Annotated in this window: 12 protein-coding genes and 1 pseudogene; 4 read left to right on the top strand and 9 right to left on the bottom strand. The window is 70.5% G+C overall.

What is annotated here, in order from left to right:
- Positions 1–228: 228 nt before the first annotated feature.
- Positions 229–1782 carry a DUF4192 domain-containing protein gene (locus tag AC4OXY_RS34510; protein WP_491991607.1) on the bottom strand — a complete coding sequence of 518 codons (1554 nt, stop codon included), beginning with the start codon at positions 1780–1782 and terminating at the stop codon, positions 229–231.
- Positions 1783–1925: 143 nt separating this feature from the next.
- Between AC4OXY_RS34510 and AC4OXY_RS34505 the strand changes: the two genes are divergently transcribed.
- On the top strand, positions 1926–4091 hold the full coding sequence (locus tag AC4OXY_RS34505; RefSeq protein WP_491991606.1) for a RecQ family ATP-dependent DNA helicase: 2166 nt from the start codon (positions 1926–1928) through the stop codon (positions 4089–4091).
- Between the two features lie 265 nt (positions 4092–4356).
- Entirely contained in the window at positions 4357–4980 is a 624-nt protein-coding gene (locus tag AC4OXY_RS34500) for a hypothetical protein (protein ID WP_491991605.1), read from the top strand.
- A 458-nt stretch (positions 4981–5438) separates the two neighbouring features.
- Here the strand turns inward: AC4OXY_RS34500 and AC4OXY_RS34495 are convergent, their stop codons facing one another.
- From AC4OXY_RS34495 to AC4OXY_RS34485, 3 genes are all read right to left on the bottom strand, one after another.
- The gene (locus tag AC4OXY_RS34495) at positions 5439–6068 is read right to left on the bottom strand and encodes a hypothetical protein (protein WP_362823554.1); all 630 of its coding nucleotides are present in this window, start codon (positions 6066–6068) and stop codon (positions 5439–5441) included.
- Positions 6069–6136: 68 nt separating this feature from the next.
- Positions 6137–6838, bottom strand: coding sequence for a ribonuclease HII (rnhB, locus tag AC4OXY_RS34490; RefSeq protein WP_356021389.1), 702 nt, complete (start codon positions 6836–6838; stop codon positions 6137–6139).
- 81 nt (positions 6839–6919) lie between these two features.
- Positions 6920–7543: a TetR/AcrR family transcriptional regulator gene (locus AC4OXY_RS34485; protein ID WP_362823555.1), complete on the bottom strand. Its 624-nt coding sequence runs from the start codon at positions 7541–7543 to the stop codon at positions 6920–6922.
- 186 nt (positions 7544–7729) lie between these two features.
- Here AC4OXY_RS34485 and AC4OXY_RS34480 point away from each other — a divergent pair, with 186 nt between their 5' ends.
- Positions 7730–9277: an MFS transporter gene (locus AC4OXY_RS34480; RefSeq protein WP_356021385.1), complete on the top strand. Its 1548-nt coding sequence runs from the start codon at positions 7730–7732 to the stop codon at positions 9275–9277.
- A 408-nt stretch (positions 9278–9685) separates the two neighbouring features.
- On the opposite strand, the gene AC4OXY_RS34475 is transcribed toward AC4OXY_RS34480, so the two are convergent.
- The 3 genes from AC4OXY_RS34475 to AC4OXY_RS34465 form a co-directional block, all read right to left on the bottom strand.
- Positions 9686–10591, bottom strand: a complete 906-nt coding sequence (locus AC4OXY_RS34475; protein WP_356021383.1) for an ADP-ribosylglycohydrolase family protein — start codon at positions 10589–10591, stop codon at positions 9686–9688.
- Between the two features lie 12 nt (positions 10592–10603).
- Positions 10604–11263 (bottom strand): histidine phosphatase family protein, encoded by a 660-nt coding sequence (locus tag AC4OXY_RS34470; protein WP_356021381.1) that lies wholly within the window; start codon positions 11261–11263, stop codon positions 10604–10606.
- 159 nt (positions 11264–11422) lie between these two features.
- Positions 11423–12028 carry a YdbC family protein gene (locus tag AC4OXY_RS34465; RefSeq protein ID WP_362823557.1) on the bottom strand — a complete coding sequence of 202 codons (606 nt, stop codon included), beginning with the start codon at positions 12026–12028 and terminating at the stop codon, positions 11423–11425.
- Between the two features lie 133 nt (positions 12029–12161).
- Here AC4OXY_RS34465 and AC4OXY_RS34460 point away from each other — a divergent pair.
- A pseudogene (locus AC4OXY_RS34460) lies at positions 12162–12713 on the top strand (TerD family protein); the annotation flags it as partial.
- Positions 12714–12778: 65 nt separating this feature from the next.
- Here the strand turns inward: AC4OXY_RS34460 and AC4OXY_RS34455 are convergent.
- Entirely contained in the window at positions 12779–15691 is a 2913-nt protein-coding gene (locus AC4OXY_RS34455) for a vitamin B12-dependent ribonucleotide reductase (protein WP_362823558.1), read from the bottom strand.
- A gap of 165 nt (positions 15692–15856) precedes the next feature.
- A complete protein-coding gene (nrdR, locus tag AC4OXY_RS34450) occupies positions 15857–16408 on the bottom strand; it encodes a transcriptional regulator NrdR (RefSeq protein WP_356021375.1) in 552 nt (183 codons plus the stop codon).
- Positions 16409–16920: the final 512 nt, after the last annotated feature.

The following is a 16920-nucleotide window of genomic DNA, read 5'->3' as shown; positions in this document are numbered from 1 at the left end:
CAGGAGCCCCCGGAGTCCCCGGGCGAGGCCGGTGCACCAGGCCGGCCAGGCGGCACAGCAGGGATGCCGCGCCATGGCGGCGTGCCGGAGACGCCGGGCGGGACACGGCCGGGCCCCGGTGCGGCAGGTTCACGCACGGGTTCCGGGAGCGCACGCTCCATGTCACCGTTGCCACCGGTGCACCGCGAGGTTTCGCCGCGCCGACCCGCGTGGCCGGCGCCGGGGCGTTCATCCGTCCCCCTCGGGCTCGCGGAGGTCGCCCACCGAGGAGGTGGCGCTGGTCGCGCTCTGGTCCGACGCACGCTTGCGCGTGCCGCCGGGACCGCGCGTGGCCGGCCGCGAGGGCTCGGCTGCCGACGGTCCGGAGCGCGAACCGGTCGGGCGCCGTCCTGCACCTGCCGCCCGGGCCGCCCGGCGGCTGTCGCCTCCGTCCAGGGACCGCACACGGCGCCTTCGGCGCGCACCCGTCCCGGACGCCGGTCCCGCCACCTGTCCGTCCGTCTGCGCACATGCTCCGGACGTGCCGCCGTCGACGGCCGGGAGCCTGCCGGTTGCCGAATCCACTGCCTCATGCGGCTGCTGCGCGGCCTCGGCCCGCGCAGGCCCCGAGCGCTCCGTGCGCAGACAGCGGCGGATCGCCTCGGGGTCGAGCCCTTCGTTGCAGGCCTGGTGCAGCAGGCGGGCGAAGAGGTAGTCGGGATCCGCGCCCAGGGCCATGGCGAGGGCCTCGCGGGCCTCCAGTTCGTCGCCCGTCGACCAGGCGACCCAGCCGGCCAGGGTCAGCGGGGCCGCGGCGTGCTCACCGTAGGGGCCGACGCAGCGGCGGGCCAGGGCACGCCAGAGCCGGAGAGCAGGGCCGGCCTCCGCACCCTCCATCCAGGCCGCGGCCCGGTCACGGGTCGTGCGGTCCTGGAGTCCGAGGATGACCGTCGCCGCCTCGTCATGTGCGAGCAGGCCGTCGTCGCGGACGTCCGCCGGATGCGTGCCCGACACGGGCGCCGCCGCGGCGAAGCGGCGCATGATGCGCTCGGCCAGCGCGAGGGTCTCCTCGGCCACCTCCGGACGGGACGCCTCGTCGAGGATGCGGGGCACCAGGATCATGCCCGCCGCGTCCAGCGCGGCCTCCTGCTCCAGGACCGCGGAGGTCTCCCAGGGCTGGAGCCTGGCCCGCAACTCCCTGAGGGTGCCGCGCACTTGGATGCCGGCATAGGTGGCGGCCGCCGCCAGGACCGAGGTGCCGGGCAGGCCCATCGGCGAGCCGTCCTCGGGGCAGCAGCCCTCGACCGGGCAGCAGTACGACCAGTAACGGCCGTCCGCGATGCACAGTGCCTCGACGACCGGCACGTCCAGGTCGCCGCACTGGGTGCGCAGCAACTGGGCCAGCCGTTCGAGCCGGCGCCTGACGTCCCGCCCGGACTCGCCCGGCGCCGGCTCCTGGCAGACGTAGGCCACCATCTGCTCCGGGCGGGAGCCCCGCCGCTCGCTGCCCTTGACCAGGCCCTGGGCCAGCTGCCGGGCGGCCGCCTCCCAGTCCTCCTCGTTCGCGGGAATGCCGAGCCGGGCCCGGCCGCCGAACCGGCCGCCGCCTTCGCGGTCGTGGAGGGCGACCAGCACCATGCTGTCCTCCGGTCGGTATCCGAGCAGGTAGGGCAGGGCGTCGGCCAGCTCGGCCGGGGTGCGCAGAGTGACGTGGGTGTCGGGCGCGGACAGTCCGGAGAACGGATCATGTCCGGAGATGTCATTGTTTTCGAACGGTCCCGTGGTTTCGCCGTGATTCGTCATGCGGAGACGATCTCGCGGATCCCGAAATCCCGCTTGCACCTGTGGATAAGTCGAATCAGGGACACGACAAGTCCATGGCGGTTGTCCACAGGCCCCGACCCGAGCCCGCCCGGTTGTCGGTCCCGTCCTGTTGTATGGAGCCCATGGAGCACACGAGCAACGCGGATCTCCGGGCAGAGGCGGACGCCGTCCTCGCCCGGCTCGTCGGGGATGCCACGGGCGGGGCCCGGCTGCGCGAGGATCAGTGGCGGGCGATCGAGGCGCTGGTCGCAGACCGGCGCCGGGCCCTGGTCGTGCAGCGCACGGGATGGGGCAAGTCCGCGGTGTATTTCGTGGCGACCTCGCTGCTGCGGGCCAGAGGCAGCGGGCCCACGGTGATCGTCTCGCCCTTGCTCGCGCTCATGCGCAATCAGGTGGAGGCCGCGGCCCGGGCCGGTATCCACGCCCGGACGATCAACTCCGCGAACACCGAGGAGTGGGACGCCGTACAGGCCGAGATCGCGGCCGGTGAGGTCGATGTCCTGCTCGTCAGCCCGGAGCGGCTGAACAACCCGGACTTCCGTGACCAGGTCCTGCCCAAGCTGTCCGCGGCGACGGGCCTGCTGGTCGTGGACGAGGCCCACTGCATCTCCGACTGGGGTCACGACTTCCGTCCCGACTACCGCCGGCTGCGCACCATGCTGGGCGAGCTGCCGCCCGGCGTGCCCGTGCTGGCCACCACCGCCACGGCCAACGCGCGGGTGACCGCGGATGTCGCCGACCAGCTCGGCACGGGCGGCACGTCGGACGCCCTGGTGCTGCGTGGCCCGCTGGACCGGGAGAGCCTCAGCCTCGGAGTGCTGCGGCTGCCGGACGCCGCGCACCGGATGGCCTGGCTCGCCGACCATCTCGGCGACCTGCCGGGCTCCGGCATCATCTACACACTCACGGTCGCAGCGGCGGAGGAGGTCACCGCCTTCCTGCGACAGCGCGGTCACACCGTCGCCTCGTACACGGGAAAGACGGAGAACGCCGAACGGCAGCAGGCGGAGGGCGATCTGCTCGCCAACCGGGTCAAGGCGCTCGTCGCCACGTCCGCACTCGGCATGGGCTTCGACAAACCGGACCTCGGCTTCGTGGTTCACCTCGGCTCCCCCTCCTCCCCCATCGCCTACTACCAGCAGGTCGGCCGGGCCGGCCGTGGTGTCGAGCACGCCGAGGTGCTGCTGCTGCCGGGCAAGGAGGACGAGGCGATCTGGCAGTACTTCGCCTCGCTCGCCTTCCCTTCCGAGGAACTGGTCCGGCGCACCTTGGACGTCCTCGCCCGGGCCGACGGACCACTGTCCCTGCCCGCCCTGGAACCGCTGGTCGAACTGCGCCGTTCGAGGCTGGAGACCATGCTGAAGGTCCTCGACGTGGACGGGGCGGTCCACCGTGTCAAGGGCGGCTGGGTCGCGACCGGGCAGCCCTGGTCGTACGACACCGAGCGGTACGACTGGGTGGCCCGGCAGCGCACGGCCGAGCAGCAGGCGATGCGGGCCTACGCGTCCACCTCCGCATGCCGGATGGAGTACTTGCAGCGCCAGCTGGACGACGAGGGCACCAAACCCTGCGGCCGCTGCGACAACTGCGCGGGGCCGCGCTTCACCGCCGACACGTCCACCGCAGCAGTGGACGCCGCCCGGAGCGACCTCGGCCGTGCCGGGGTCGAGGTGGAGCCCCGTCGCATGTGGCCGACAGGCCTGCCGGCCATCGGCATCGCGCTCAAGGGGCGTATTCCGGCCGGTGAACAGGCCTCATCGGGACGCGCGCTGGGCCGATTGTCGGACATCGGCTGGGGCAATCGGCTGCGGCCGCTCCTCGCCCCGCAAACGCCGGACGCCGCTGTGCCGGACGACGTGGCGCGGGCCGTGGTGGACGTCCTGGCGGACTGGGCGAAGGGCCCCGGCGGCTGGGCCCCCGGGGCGGCCGACGCCCAGCCCAGGCCGGTGGGCGTCGTCACCGTGGCCTCGCGGACCCGGCCCCGGCTGGTCCACTCGTTGGGCGCCCGGATCGCCGAGATCGGCCGACTGCCCGTGCTCGGCTCCGTGGCGTACGCCGAGGACGCGCCGCGGGTGCCGCGCAGCAACAGCGCGCAGCGGCTGAAGGCTCTCGACGGCTCGCTGACCGTGCCGCCCGCTCTCGCGTCGGCGCTCGCCGAGGCCGACGGGCCGGTTCTGCTGGTCGACGACTTCACCGAGACGGGCTGGACCCTGGCGGTCGCGGCGCGCCTCCTCAGACAGTCCGGCGCGCGAGGGGTATTGCCGCTGGTCCTGGCCGTTCAGGGCTGATCCCGTGTCCGACCGTGGCGGCCACCGGTGCCCCGGTCGGACACCCCAGGCGTGCGCTGACGAACCTTTGGGTAAGGATATAAGCCACACACCCGTAGATAACCGTCGGTGGCCCCAATTGCTCGTTGCCGCATCCCAGTTCGACAGGAAGAATTGAGGTCCGCTCCCCGCACGGCTCGCCCGTGATCCGGTTGGGCTTTGCTGCGGTGCGCGCTCCCGAATCCGACCTCGCCCGCAGTATGGGCGCGTAGCCGAAGGGAAGAACGTGACCTTCGGATTCGCCTCGTCCTCGGCGGCCTCGTTGTCGACGTCCGCGTCCGCCGCTTCCGCCAGTCGCCTGCTCGAGCCGGCCGAATGGGCTTCCGCCGGAATCCCGCTGCTGCGCGACCCTCGCGAGGTCGTCAGCGGGCTGCATGCCCGCCACCGCCCCAAACCGTCCACGGCGATCGTGGCGGTGCTGGATCCCGAGGAACGGCTGTGCGCCAGCGCGTCGTTCACGCGGCATCCGGCCCCGGCCGACGGCTGGATGTTCCGCAACGCACTGCTCGCCCAGTTGCGCCGGGTCATCCCCCACGACCTGAGACGCCGCACCCCGGTGCGCACCGCCGTACTGCTCTACTGCCGTGAGGGAGACGCGCGCTGGACGGAGGAGGACGGAGCCTGGATGTGGGGTCTGCGCGACGCCTGCACGCTGCACGGCCTGCGCTGCGGGGCGTACATCACGCTGACCCACGACGGCTGGCAGGTGCTCGGCGAGGGGCGCGGTGGTCGCCGCCCCAACGCCGACTCGGTGCCGGAGCCCTTCGGCGCCCTGTCGGAGGCCCCGCCGCTCGCGCCTCGCACCGGCGGACCGGTCTCCGAGGTCCTGCGCCGCGCGGCGGCCCGCTGACGGTCCGGGCGCCGGGCGCCCGAGCCGTACCCTCGGCCGGATGCCAGGCGCCAGCGCCGAACACCTGGGTCGAGGGGGCGGCAGGCCGAGCCCCGGCCGCCCGGTCAGCGCCTGGGCCGCACAGGCAGCGAGGGACACGGAGGACAGGCTGGCCGCCGCTCACACCGTGCCCGATGGCCCTATGGCGTCCGGAATGCGCCGCGCGGCCGTACGGCATCCGGGATGCGCCCTGGATAGGGACGCTCTCCGGGCGGCTCGGCGACCGCGCACCGCACCGCGGTGATGGACGCGCCCCACCAGCACCCGGCGGTCACCGCTTCGCCGCCGAGGCCGGCCGGGAGGCCGCCCGTGCGAACGCGGTGGCCGCCCGGCGTCCGGGCATGCCAAAGGCGACTCCCTGCGATTTCCGCCGGAGCAGCCCCAGCGTCACTCCGGTACCCCGAGGCGCCGGGCGTGGCTCAGACGCCGGCGCCCAGCACCGCGTTGATCTGCTGCGGGTCGCCGCAGACGATCAGCAGGGCATCGGCCCGCGCGTGGGCCAGCGGAAGGACGGAGGCGGAGGAGGCGGGACCTCCGTTGACAGCCACCACCACCACGGGGCGGGACGCTGCACGGGCGGCGCTGGTGACATCCGTGTAGAAGACGTCGTCACCGGCGTCGTGCTGCGCCCAGTAGGCGGCTTCGCCGAAGGACAGCTCGTGCTCCGCCCACGGGTGCTGGGCACCGGTGGTGATCACGAGCACGTCACCGGGGGCACGGCCCGAGTCCAGGAGCAGGTCCACCGCCTCGTCGGCGGCGTCGAGCGCGCCCTCGGCCGAGGCCGGGATCAGCTGGATCTGCGGGGCGGCCGCCGAAGCGGCGGGAGCGGCCGGGCCGGACGGGCTCGGCTTGGCCGGAGCCACATCACGCGGCGTGCGCTGCACCGGCGGCGCGGGCCGCGGAGGGCCGGGACGACCGGGGCGGGACGGAGCCGCGGGACGGGGGCCGGGTACGGGGCGAGGGGTCGGCGCGGTACGGCCGCTGGCCGGAGTAGCGCGGGGACCCTGGGCACTCTCGTGAATCTGAGGCTCCTCGGGAATGAGAGGCATGAGCTGATATTTATCAAACGTTGGTGCGGTACGGGTGACCGGGTGGCACATCAGTGCGATCGGAACCGTCAGAAATCGAAGCCGAGCTGACCCTCGATCTCCGGAACGCTTCCGTCCGCCCAGCTGCGGGCCTTCTTGAGGTGCCGCCACTCGGGCAACGCATCAAGATACGCCCACGACAAGCGGTGGTGCGGGGTGGGCCCCCACTCCTCCAGTGCGGCCTTGTGCACGGGCGACGGATACCCGGCGTTGTCCGCAAATCCGAAGTCTGCATGGTCGACACCCAGTTCGGCCATCATTTTGTCGCGCTGAACCTTGGCGATCACCGACGCCGCGGCGACGGCCACGCACGAGCGATCGCCCTTGATCACCGTACGCACCTGCCAGGGGGCGCCGAGGTAGTCGTGCTTCCCGTCGAGGATGACGGCGTCGGGGTGAACCGGCAGAGCGTCCAGGGCACGGACCGCGGCGAGCCGCAGCGCGGCCGTCATCCCCAGGCCGTCGATCTCCTCGGGGGAAGCATGCCCCAGGGCATAGGCCGTGACCCATGTCCGCAAGATCTCGGCCAATTCCGTACGGCGCTTGACGCTCAGCAGCTTGGAGTCGGTCAGGCCCTCGGGCGGGCGACGCAGTCCGGTGACCGCCGCGCAGACGGTGACCGGTCCGGCCCAGGCTCCGCGCCCCACCTCGTCGACACCGGCGATGACCTTCGCTCCGGTCGTGGCGCGCAGGGAGCGCTCGACAGTGTGAGTGGGTGGTTCGTACGGCATGGCGCCCCTAGCCTACGCCGACGCGATCGCCGTGCGACACCCTGGTCGCCCGGGCACCACAGAGATCACCGGGGCGCGGGATCAGACCCCGTGCGGCCGTAGCAGCGGGAGCATCAACTGGTCGATCATCTCTTCGAGATCATGGTCGCTCCATTCGCTGGCGCACACCTTCGACCGGTACATCATCATGGCCGGGATGGCGTCGAAGACATAGCTGTTGGCCGCATCCGAGCGAACCTCTCCCCGCCCTATTCCACGGGTGATGACCTCACGGAGCAAGGTGACGGTCGGCTCGATGACTCCGCCGACGATCACGTCCTGGAAGCGCTCCGCCTGAACGTCGTCGCACTCGTGAATGACCGCTCGCAGGGCGACGCCAGGGGGCGAGTACATGATCTCCCGCACCTCCCGGCACAGACTGAGCAGATCCTCGCGCACACTTCCGAGGTCCGGAGCGATCTCCACCCGAGGCAGTCCGGCCACCAGCGCATCCGCGACGAGGTCCTCCTTGGAGGGCCAGCGGCGGTACACGGCGGCCTTGCCGGTCTGGGCGCCGGCCGCGACGCCCTCCATGGTGAGGCCCTTCCAGCCGACCGCGCCGAGCTGTTCCAGAGCGGCATCCATGATCGCGCGCTCCAGGACCACGCCGCGCCGACGAGGGGAAGCCGCCCGGGCAGGATCGGCCGTCCAGCGCGAGGTAACCATCTGTGTCTCTCCAACGTGCAAGGGAAGCGGGGGTTCGGGGAAGGGGGAGCGCCGCACCGCAGCAACAGGGGGACGCGGGGCGGCACACCCGATTAAGTGAACGCTTGCGTTCACTCTTGGGGACTCACTACCGTGGAGGCGAAAGTGAACGCGAGCGTTCACTAATTCCTTCGTGGGGGACCCATAGTGACGACCTCTCAGCTGCTCCAGGATCCAAAACCGGGCGTGGCCCGCCGGGAGGGGCATCCCGGCATCGCGCTCGCCGTCATCGCGGCCTGCCAACTCATGGTGGTACTCGACGCGACGATTGTGAACATCGCGCTCCCGCACATTCAAGACGCGCTCAAATTCAGCACCACCGACCTGACTTGGGTGGTCAGCGCCTACACGCTCACGTTCGGCGGTCTGCTGCTGCTCGGTGCGCGGGCCGGTGACATCCTCGGCCGCCGCCGGGTGTTCATGACCGGCATCCTGCTCTTCACCTTCGCCTCGCTGCTGGGCGGTCTCGCCCAGGAACCCTGGCAACTGCTGGCCGCGCGGGCCCTTCAGGGCGTGGGCGGCGCGATAGCCTCGCCCACGTCGCTGGCGCTGATCACCACGACCTTCCCCGAAGGCCCGGAACGCAACCGGGCCTTCGGTGTCTTCGCCGCCGTCTCCGCGGGCGGCGGTGCCATCGGCCTGCTCGCGGGCGGCATGCTCACCGACTGGCTGGACTGGCGGTGGGTGCTGTTCGTCAACGTGCCGATCGGCGTGCTGATCGCGGCGCTCGCGCCGCTGTACATCAGCGAGTCGGCACGGCACCCAGGGCGCTTCGACATCACCGGCGCGCTGACCTCGACGGTGGGCATGGCCTCGTTGGTGTACGGCTTCATCCGTGCCGCGGAGAACGGCTGGCGCGACAAGCTCACCCTCGGCTCGTTCGCCGCGGCCGTGGTGCTGCTGCTCGCCTTCGTCCTCACCGAGACACGGGCGAAGGAGCCGATCACCCCGCTGCGGATGTTCGCGGACCGCAACCGCTGGGGCACGTACGCGATCATGCTCAGCCTGTCCGCGGCGATGTTCGGCATGTTCTTCTACATCGTGCTTTTCGTGCAGGACGTCCTCGGCTATAGCGCCATCAAGGCCGGTCTGGCCTTCCTGCCCGTGACCGTCGCGATCGCGATCAGCGCGGGCGCGTCGCAGGCCCTGCTGCCGAAGTTCGGCCCGAAGCCGTTCATGGCGGTCGGCTCGGCTCTCGTGACGGTCGGGCTGGTCTGGCAGACGTTCATCCGGCCGGACAGCTCGTACCTCGGCGGAGTGCTCGGGCCGATGCTGGTGTTCGGCTTCGGCATGGGGCTGAACTTCGTGACGGCCACCGTGACGGCGGTGTCGGGAGTGGCCCAGCACGAGGCGGGTGCGGCTTCCGGGCTGCTCAACGCGATGCAGCAGGTGGGTGGCTCGCTCGGGCTGTCCATCCTGACGACCGTCTTCGGCTCGGCAAGCAAGGACGAGGCGAAGAAGCAACTGCCCAAGTTCCTCGCCAACAGTTCGCCGGAGCAGAAGGCGCAGTTCGCCAAGACGCACCAACTGCCCGCGCCCTGGGGGCACGACGTGCTCGCCCACGGCATCTCCTTGGCCTTCGTACCGGCCGCCGCGATCGCCGGGCTGGCGTTCCTCACCGCCTGGCTGGTGCTCAAGGTCCGCAAGAGCGATCTCGAGTCCCTCTCCGGCACGGCCGGCCCGGGGATGGGCTGACTCCCTCGGGGCCGCGCGGAGCCACGCCCGGCCGGCCCGCCGTCCGCGGACTGACGGCACAGACGGCGGTCCGGCCGGCCGTGCGGCGGCGGCCGGCATCCGCACAAAGGCCAGGACGGCGACCAGCACGAGCACCGGCTCCCACGACACGAACGCCATCTCACGCCCCCTCCGCCGCGCGCTCTTCGACCTCCCCGCCGCACCGGCTCCCGAGGGCGCGGTGCACGGCGGATACGGGAAGAACGGGCAGCCATCACGGAGAGTTCCCGAAGGACACGGAGAGTTCTCACCCTCGTCTCGCGTCGCTCAAGAAATCCACATTCGGGGGCCGGCAGTCAGCAAGCGGCCGTCGGCCGTGAGCATCCCGGCAGCCGGTTTGCAGGGCCCGGAAAGCGGCCCTCGCGAGCGTCAGAGCCCCGTCGGCACCCAGTCCGGCAGTGCCTCGGCCCGCTCCGCCCACGCGGCGGGCGGTGTCCCTGCCTTGCCGGAGGCGAGTACGCCTCCCACGATCGCGCAGGTCGTGTCCACGTCCCCGCCCGCCTGGGCGGTCGTCCAGAACGCCGTCCCGTAGTCCCCGAGGCAGCGTGCTGCGGACCAGAGCGCGAAGGGGACGGTGTCGTGGGCCGTCCTACGGCGTCCGCAGCCCAGCACCGCCGCGACGGTGCCCGCGTCGGCGTAGTCGAGCATGTCCCGGGCGCGTCGCAGTCCCTGGCCGACCGCGCTCTTCGGCACCAGGGCGACGACGCCGTCGAGCAGCGCCTCGGGGCTCGGGGGCCCGTCCGGCGAGCCGGCCAGCGCGGCCGCGGCTGCCACGGCCATGGCGCCGACCACGGCCTCGCGGTGCTGGTGGGTGGGGTAGGCCGAGATCTCCGCCTGGTGGGTCGCCTGCTCCGGGTCGTCCGCGTACCAGGCCCCCAGCGGGGCGATCCGCATTGCCGCGCCGTTGCCCCAGGACCCCCGCCCGTCGAAGAGCCCGGCCGCCAGCTCCCGCCAGTCCCCGCCCTCCCGCACGAGGCGCAGCAGGCGGTTGACCGCGGGGCCGTAGCCCCGGTCGACGTCGTGGTGCTCGGCGAAGGAGCGGGCCAGCGCGTCCTGGTCGATGCGCCGATGGGCACCGAGGACGGCGACCACGGAACAGGCCATCTCGGTGTCGTCGGTCCATTGCCAGGGACCCGGCGGCAGCTCGCGCCGCTTCAGCAGCGGATAGTGCGCGGGGACGAAGAACTGGGAGCCCAGGGCGTCTCCCACGGCCAGTCCGCGCAGGCTCGCCAGGGCGCGCTCCAGTCGCCCGGCAGAAGAGGAATCAGCGGTCATCGCTCTGCCACTCTATCCGTTCACCCAGTACGGCAGCGGCTTGCGCCAGCGCTCGAAGGGCCGGTCGAGCGCGTACTTGCCGTCGTTCCCCAGAACGAGCATCCGCATCTCCGCGTTCCCGGGGTTCGACAGCGACTCGAATTCCGCGACGGTCCAGTGGAACCAGCGCATGCAGAACAGCCGCATCGCGAGCCCGTGCGTCACGAGGAGCACGTTCGGGGGATGGTCGGGGTCCTCGAAGCTGCGGTACAGACTCTCCAGGAAGCCACCGACCCGGTCGTACACATCGGCGCCGGACTCCCCCTGCGGGAAGCGGAAGAAGAAATGGCCGTAGGCGTCCCGGTAGGCCTTCTGGAGGCGTACGTCGTCGCGGTCCTGCCAGTTGCCCCAGTCCTGTTCGCGCAGGCGTGGCTCCTCCCGGACGCGTATGAGGTCAGGGTCGAGGTGGAAGGCGCGGAGCGTCTCGTGCGTGCGGCGGTACGGGGAGACGTACACGCTCACGCGTTCCCTGCCGAAGAGCTCCCGCAGTTCCTTTCCGGTCGCCTCGGCCTGCCGCCGGCCGCGCTCGGTGAGGGCGAGCGCGTGGTCGGGCTCACGCTCGTACACGGAGTCGTCGACGTTGCCCGTTGACTCGCCGTGCCGGACAAGGACGATGCGCCGTGGTCGTACCATGCCGAAACCCTAGATCGAGTGAGGGTGAGTCGAGGACTCGTACGGGCTCCATACGGCGTAGGTCACACGATATCGGCGTCCGGGACCCTTCCAGCGGTGAGTTTGCTATTCAAACTGACCACGGGACCGATCTCTGCGGTGAAGCCGACGCCGCGGCGCTCAGACCGTCCAGGACGGTTCCAGCTCCACGATGTCGCCGGAGAGCGCCGCGATGTCCGCCTCGGTCTGGGCGCGCAGGGCGAGGCGCTCGACGCGCTCGGTGCGGTACTTGCCGTGCTCGGCCGCGGACCGCCACATCGACAGGACCAGGAACTCCTGCTCGGGCGCCTCGCCGAACATGCCGCGGATCATGCCGGGTGAACCGGCCATGGCGGGGTTCCAGACCTTCTCCTGCATGAGCGTGAAGTGCTCCACCCGCTCCTCGTGGACCTGGCACAGGGCCACCCGGATCAGATCGGTGTCGGTGAACCGCGGCTCGAAGCCCGTCTTCACGTCGAAGCGGTACTCGAAGAGCTTGACCTGGGCGTCCTTGAACGTGCCGACCTGGGTGGAGGCCAGGCGGTCGTGCGAGCGGGCCATGAACGAGTCGTAGAAGGCGCGGCTCTCCCAGAAGGCGAAGATGTGCGCCACACCCGGCCGGTGCCTGCTCCAGCCGCCGCCCTGTCCCCGAAATCCCGGCTCCCCCGGAAGCCCCGCCCATTTCCGCTGCCCCCGCTCGAACCCGCGGCGGTCCACCACGGTGCAGCGAATCCACTTGACCAGCACCGCGCCATCGTAAGGCCAGCGGACGTGGCGCCGGTCACGCTCCGGCGCAGATCGCTCGCGCATATGCTCCGCGCGCGTGGCACGATGGGCAAAGAGCCCTGGCTCCTGGTGAGTTGGGGACCGGAGCAGTCACAGGGGGAAGGGGAGCCAGTTGTCCGGCTTCAGCAAGGGAATCAGCAAGGTCGAGGTCGCGCTCCAGTGGGACCCGAGCCCGGCGGGTCTGCCGCCCACCGATCTCGACATCATCGCCGCGACGTTCACCGCGGACGACCCGCACGGAGAACCGGCCTATGTGGTGCACTTCGACAGCCGGTCACCCGACGGCACGATCTTCCTCAACCGGGACAGCCTCGACGGCAAGGGCTTCGGCTGGGACGAGGTCATGACGCTCGAACTGGACCGGCTGGCCGACCGGTACGCGCGCGTGGTGGTCGGCGTGGTCATCCAACAGCAGCCCGGACACAGGACGTTCGTCGATGTGCTCAATCCGGCCATGCGCGTCCGGGAGGGCTACACCGTGCTCGCCCAGGACGACTTCGGCGCGGTTCCCGGGGCCACGGCGGCCACGATCGCGGAGTTCGTACGGGACGGCTCCGGACACTGGACCTTCCGCCCCGGCGTGCACGGCTTCCAGGAGGACCCTGCGACGTTCACCCACGTCATGGGCAGGGCGCACCAGCTCTGACACACGGTGATGAGTAAGGGGCGCCGGCAATGGCCGGCGCCCCTTACTTCACCTACCGCATGTCATCAGCTGCAGCCGCTGGTCGAGCCGCAGCCCTCGCAGATGTAGCAGGAGCCGGCCCGCTGCATCTTCGTGCCGCAGGAGAAGCAGAGCGGGGCGTCGGCCTGGATGCCCAGCTGCATCTCCACCAGCTCGGCACTGGTGTGCGCCTGCTTCGGGGCGGGCTTGGCCGCCTCGACCTCGGCACGCGGCGCGGCCACGGCCTTCAGCTCCTGGGCGCGCGGCGCCGACTGGGCCAGGCCCTCGACGTCGACCTCGTCGTCTTCGATGGACTGCTCGTAGGAACCGGTCTCCAGGTGCCGCTGGCGCTCCTCGGCGGAGTGGATGCCGAGCGCGGAGCGGGTCTCGAAGGGCAGGAAGTCCAGCGCCAGGCGGCGGAAGATGTAGTCGACGATCGACTGCGCCATCCGCACGTCGGGGTCGTCGGTCATGCCGGCAGGCTCGAAGCGCATGTTGGTGAACTTCGAGACGTACGTCTCCAGCGGCACGCCGTACTGGAGGCCGACGGAGACCGCGATGGAGAACGCGTCCATCATGCCCGCGAGGGTCGAGCCCTGCTTCGACATCTTCAGGAAGACCTCGCCGAGACCGTCGTCCGGGTAGGAGTTGGCGGTCATGTAGCCCTCGGCGCCGCCGACGGTGAAGGACGTGGTGATGCCGGGACGGCCCTTGGGGAGGCGCTTGCGGACCGGGCGGTACTCGACCACCTTCTCGACCGCGGTACGGATCGTGTCCTCGGCCTTCTCGGCGATCTCCGCCTTCTCGGCGTCCTTGTCGTCCTTCTTCTTGGCGGAGAGCGGCTGGCCGACCTTGCAGTTGTCGCGGTAGATCGCGAGCGCCTTGACGCCCAGCTTCCAGGCCTCGTAGTAGATCTCCTCGACCTCCTCGACGGTCGCCGTCTCCGGCATGTTGACCGTCTTGGAGATGGCGCCGGAGATCCACGGCTGGATCGCGGCCATCATGCGGACGTGGCCCATCGGGGAGATGGCGCGCTCGCCCATGGCGCAGTCGAAGACCTCGTAGTGCGCCTGCTTCAGACCGGGGGCGTCGATCACGTTGCCGTTCTCGGCGATGTGGGCGACGATCGCCTCGATCTGCTCCTCCTGGTAGCCCAGGCGGCGCAGGGCCTGCGGGACGGTGCCGTTGACGATCTGCATCGAGCCGCCGCCGACGAGCTTCTTGAACTTGACCAGGGCGAGGTCGGGCTCGACGCCGGTGGTGTCGCAGGACATCGCGAGACCGATGGTGCCGGTCGGGGCGAGCACGGACGCCTGGGAGTTGCGGAAACCGTTCTTCTCGCCAAGACGCACCACGTCCTGCCACGCCTCCGTGGCCGCGGCCCACACCGGGGTGTCCAGGTCGTCCATGCGGACGGCCTTGGTGTTGGCGTCGGCGTGCTGCGCCATGACGCGCTTGTGGGCGTCGGCGTTGCGGGCGTAGCCGTCGTACGGACCGACGACCGCGGCCAGCTCGGCGGAGCGGCGGTAGGCCGTACCCGTCATCAGCGAGGTGATCGCGCCGGCCAGGGCGCGGCCGCCGTCGGAGTCGTAGGCATGGCCGGTGGCCATCAGCAGGGCGCCGAGGTTGGCGTAGCCGATGCCCAGCTGGCGGAACGCGCGCGTGTTCTCGCCGATCTTCTGGGTCGGGAAGTCCGCGAAGCAGATCGAGATGTCCATCGCGGTGATGACCAGCTCGACGACCTTGGCGAAGCGCTCGGCGTCGAAGGACTGCTCGCCCTTGCCGTCGTCCTTCAGGAACTTCATCAGGTTCAGCGAGGCGAGGTTGCAGGACGTGTTGTCCAGATGCATGTACTCGCTGCACGGGTTCGACGCGGTGATCCGGCCGGACTCGGGGCAGGTGTGCCAGGTGTTGATGGTGTCGTCGTACTGGATGCCGGGGTCGGCGCAGGCCCAGGCGGCCTCGGCGATCTTGCGGAAGAGCGCCTTGGCGTCGACCTCCTCGATGACCTCGCCGGTCATCCGGGCGCGCAGGCCGAAGTTCCCGCCGTCCTCGACCGCCTTCATGAACTCGTCGTTCACACGGACCGAGTTGTTGGCGTTCTGGTACTGGACGGAGGCGATGTCGTCGCCGCCCAGGTCCATGTCGAAGCCCGCGTCGCGCAGGACGCGGATCTTCTCCTCTTCCTTGACCTTGGTCTCGATGAAGTCCTCGATGTCGGGGTGGTCGACGTCGAGCACGACCATCTTGGCGGCGCGGCGGGTGGCGCCACCGGACTTGATGGTGCCGGCGGAGGCGTCGGCGCCGCGCATGAAGGAGACCGGGCCGGAGGCGTTGCCGCCGGAGGAGAGCAGCTCCTTGGAGGAGCGGATGCGGGAGAGGTTCAGGCCGGCGCCGGAGCCGCCCTTGAAGATCATGCCCTCTTCCTTGTACCAGTCGAGGATCGACTCCATGGAGTCGTCGACGGACAGGATGAAGCAGGCGGAGACCTGCTGGGGCTGCGGGGTGCCCACGTTGAACCAGACGGGGCTGTTGAAGCTGAAGATCTGGTGCAGGAGGGCGTACGCCAGCTCGTGCTCGAAGATCTCGGCGTCGGCGGGCGAGGCGAAGTACTTGTGGTCCTCACCGGCCTTCCGGTACGTCTTCACGATGCGGTCGATCAGCTGCTTCAGGCTGACCTCGCGCTGCGGGGTGCCCACGGCACCGCGGAAGTACTTGCTGGTGACGATGTTGACCGCGTTCACCGACCAGAAGTCGGGGAACTCGACGCCACGCTGCTCGAAGTTGACCGAGCCGTCGCGCCAGTTGGTCATGACGACGTCACGGCTCACCCACTCGACCTCGTCGTACGGGTGTACTCCGGGGGTGCTGTGGATGCGCTCGATGTGCAGTCCCTTGGTTCCCGCCTTGCCGCCCTTGGCTCGGGAACCTCGTGCCGGACCGCTCGCCGTCTCTGTCATGCCGCCTCCCTCTACGGGCAAAAACGCCCTGAAGTGCCCCGTTTGTTCCCGTGGCACGGTGTTCTGTCTTGTGTTGCGGGCACCCTCAGCTGCCACCCGCAACAGGTCTTGGATCGCCGCCTCACGGCCGGAATCCGGGTCTCCTCCCGCTTTCCGGCCCGCCGGTCAGTCGGCGGCGTGGGCGGGCTCGGGGACCTGAGTGGTCCCGCCGGGCCCGCGATCGTCTTCCTGGCTCCCCGCTCCCGCGTCGCCGTCGCCCGCGGCGGGGCCTCGCGTCGCCTCCCTCAGCTCCGCGATGGCGGCCTCGAAGTCCTCCAGCGAGTCGAACGCCCGGTAGACGGAGGCGAATCGCAGATAGGCGACGAGGTCGAGCTCCTGCAACGGGCCGAGTATGGCCAGCCCCACGTCGTGGGTGGTCAGCTCGGCGCTTCCGGTGGCCCGCACCGCTTCCTCGACCCGTTGGCCGAGCTGGGCGAGCGCGTCCTCGGTGACAGGCCGTCCCTGGCATGCCTTGCGCACACCGTTGATGACCTTGGTACGACTGAAAGGCTCGGTGACTCCGGACCGCTTGACCACCATGAGCGAGCACGTCTCCACGGTCGTGAAACGACGGGAGCAGTCGGGGCACTGGCGGCGCCTGCGGATCGACGTGCCGTCGTCGGTCGTACGACTGTCGACCACACGGCTGTCGGGGTGCCTGCAGAAGGGGCAGTGCATGATCTCCAACCCTCCTCACAGCAGACTCAACAACCTCGCGGAACCCCATGGGCCCCGCGAAGCAGCCCTAAGCATAGGCGATCGCAGAGCCGTCTCAGACCCGGGGGACCACAACTTGTGGGCTGCTGTAGCCATCCAACCACTAGATGTGGGGATCAGCTCATTCATCGAGGCAGAGACGCGTGTCGCGACGGAACGGCCGGTCACACCGGCGTCGGCGGCACGCCCGGGGACACGCGCACGCGCAACCGCACCCGTCGCGGCACTTACGGAGATACCGTGGGCGCCGCACGGAGGACGCGTGGGACTCCGGAGCAGAAGGAGCCCGGAACCCGGGCGGCCGGGTTCCGGATGGCAGACTGAGGACACGATCCACGAGGTCGGCGACCCCGGCGGTGAAGAGTACAACAATGGGCGCTTTTGCCCGACAGGTAGCGCGTCAGCGATACACCCAGACACATGATCACGTCACGCGAATCGCACTTTTTCACTCGAACGTGTGTTTGGCGCAA

This window comes from Streptomyces sp. HUAS MG56 (assembly GCF_058673395.1).
Note: the sequence above shows the minus strand (reverse complement) of the source record. Positions and strands in the feature narration are given on the sequence as shown.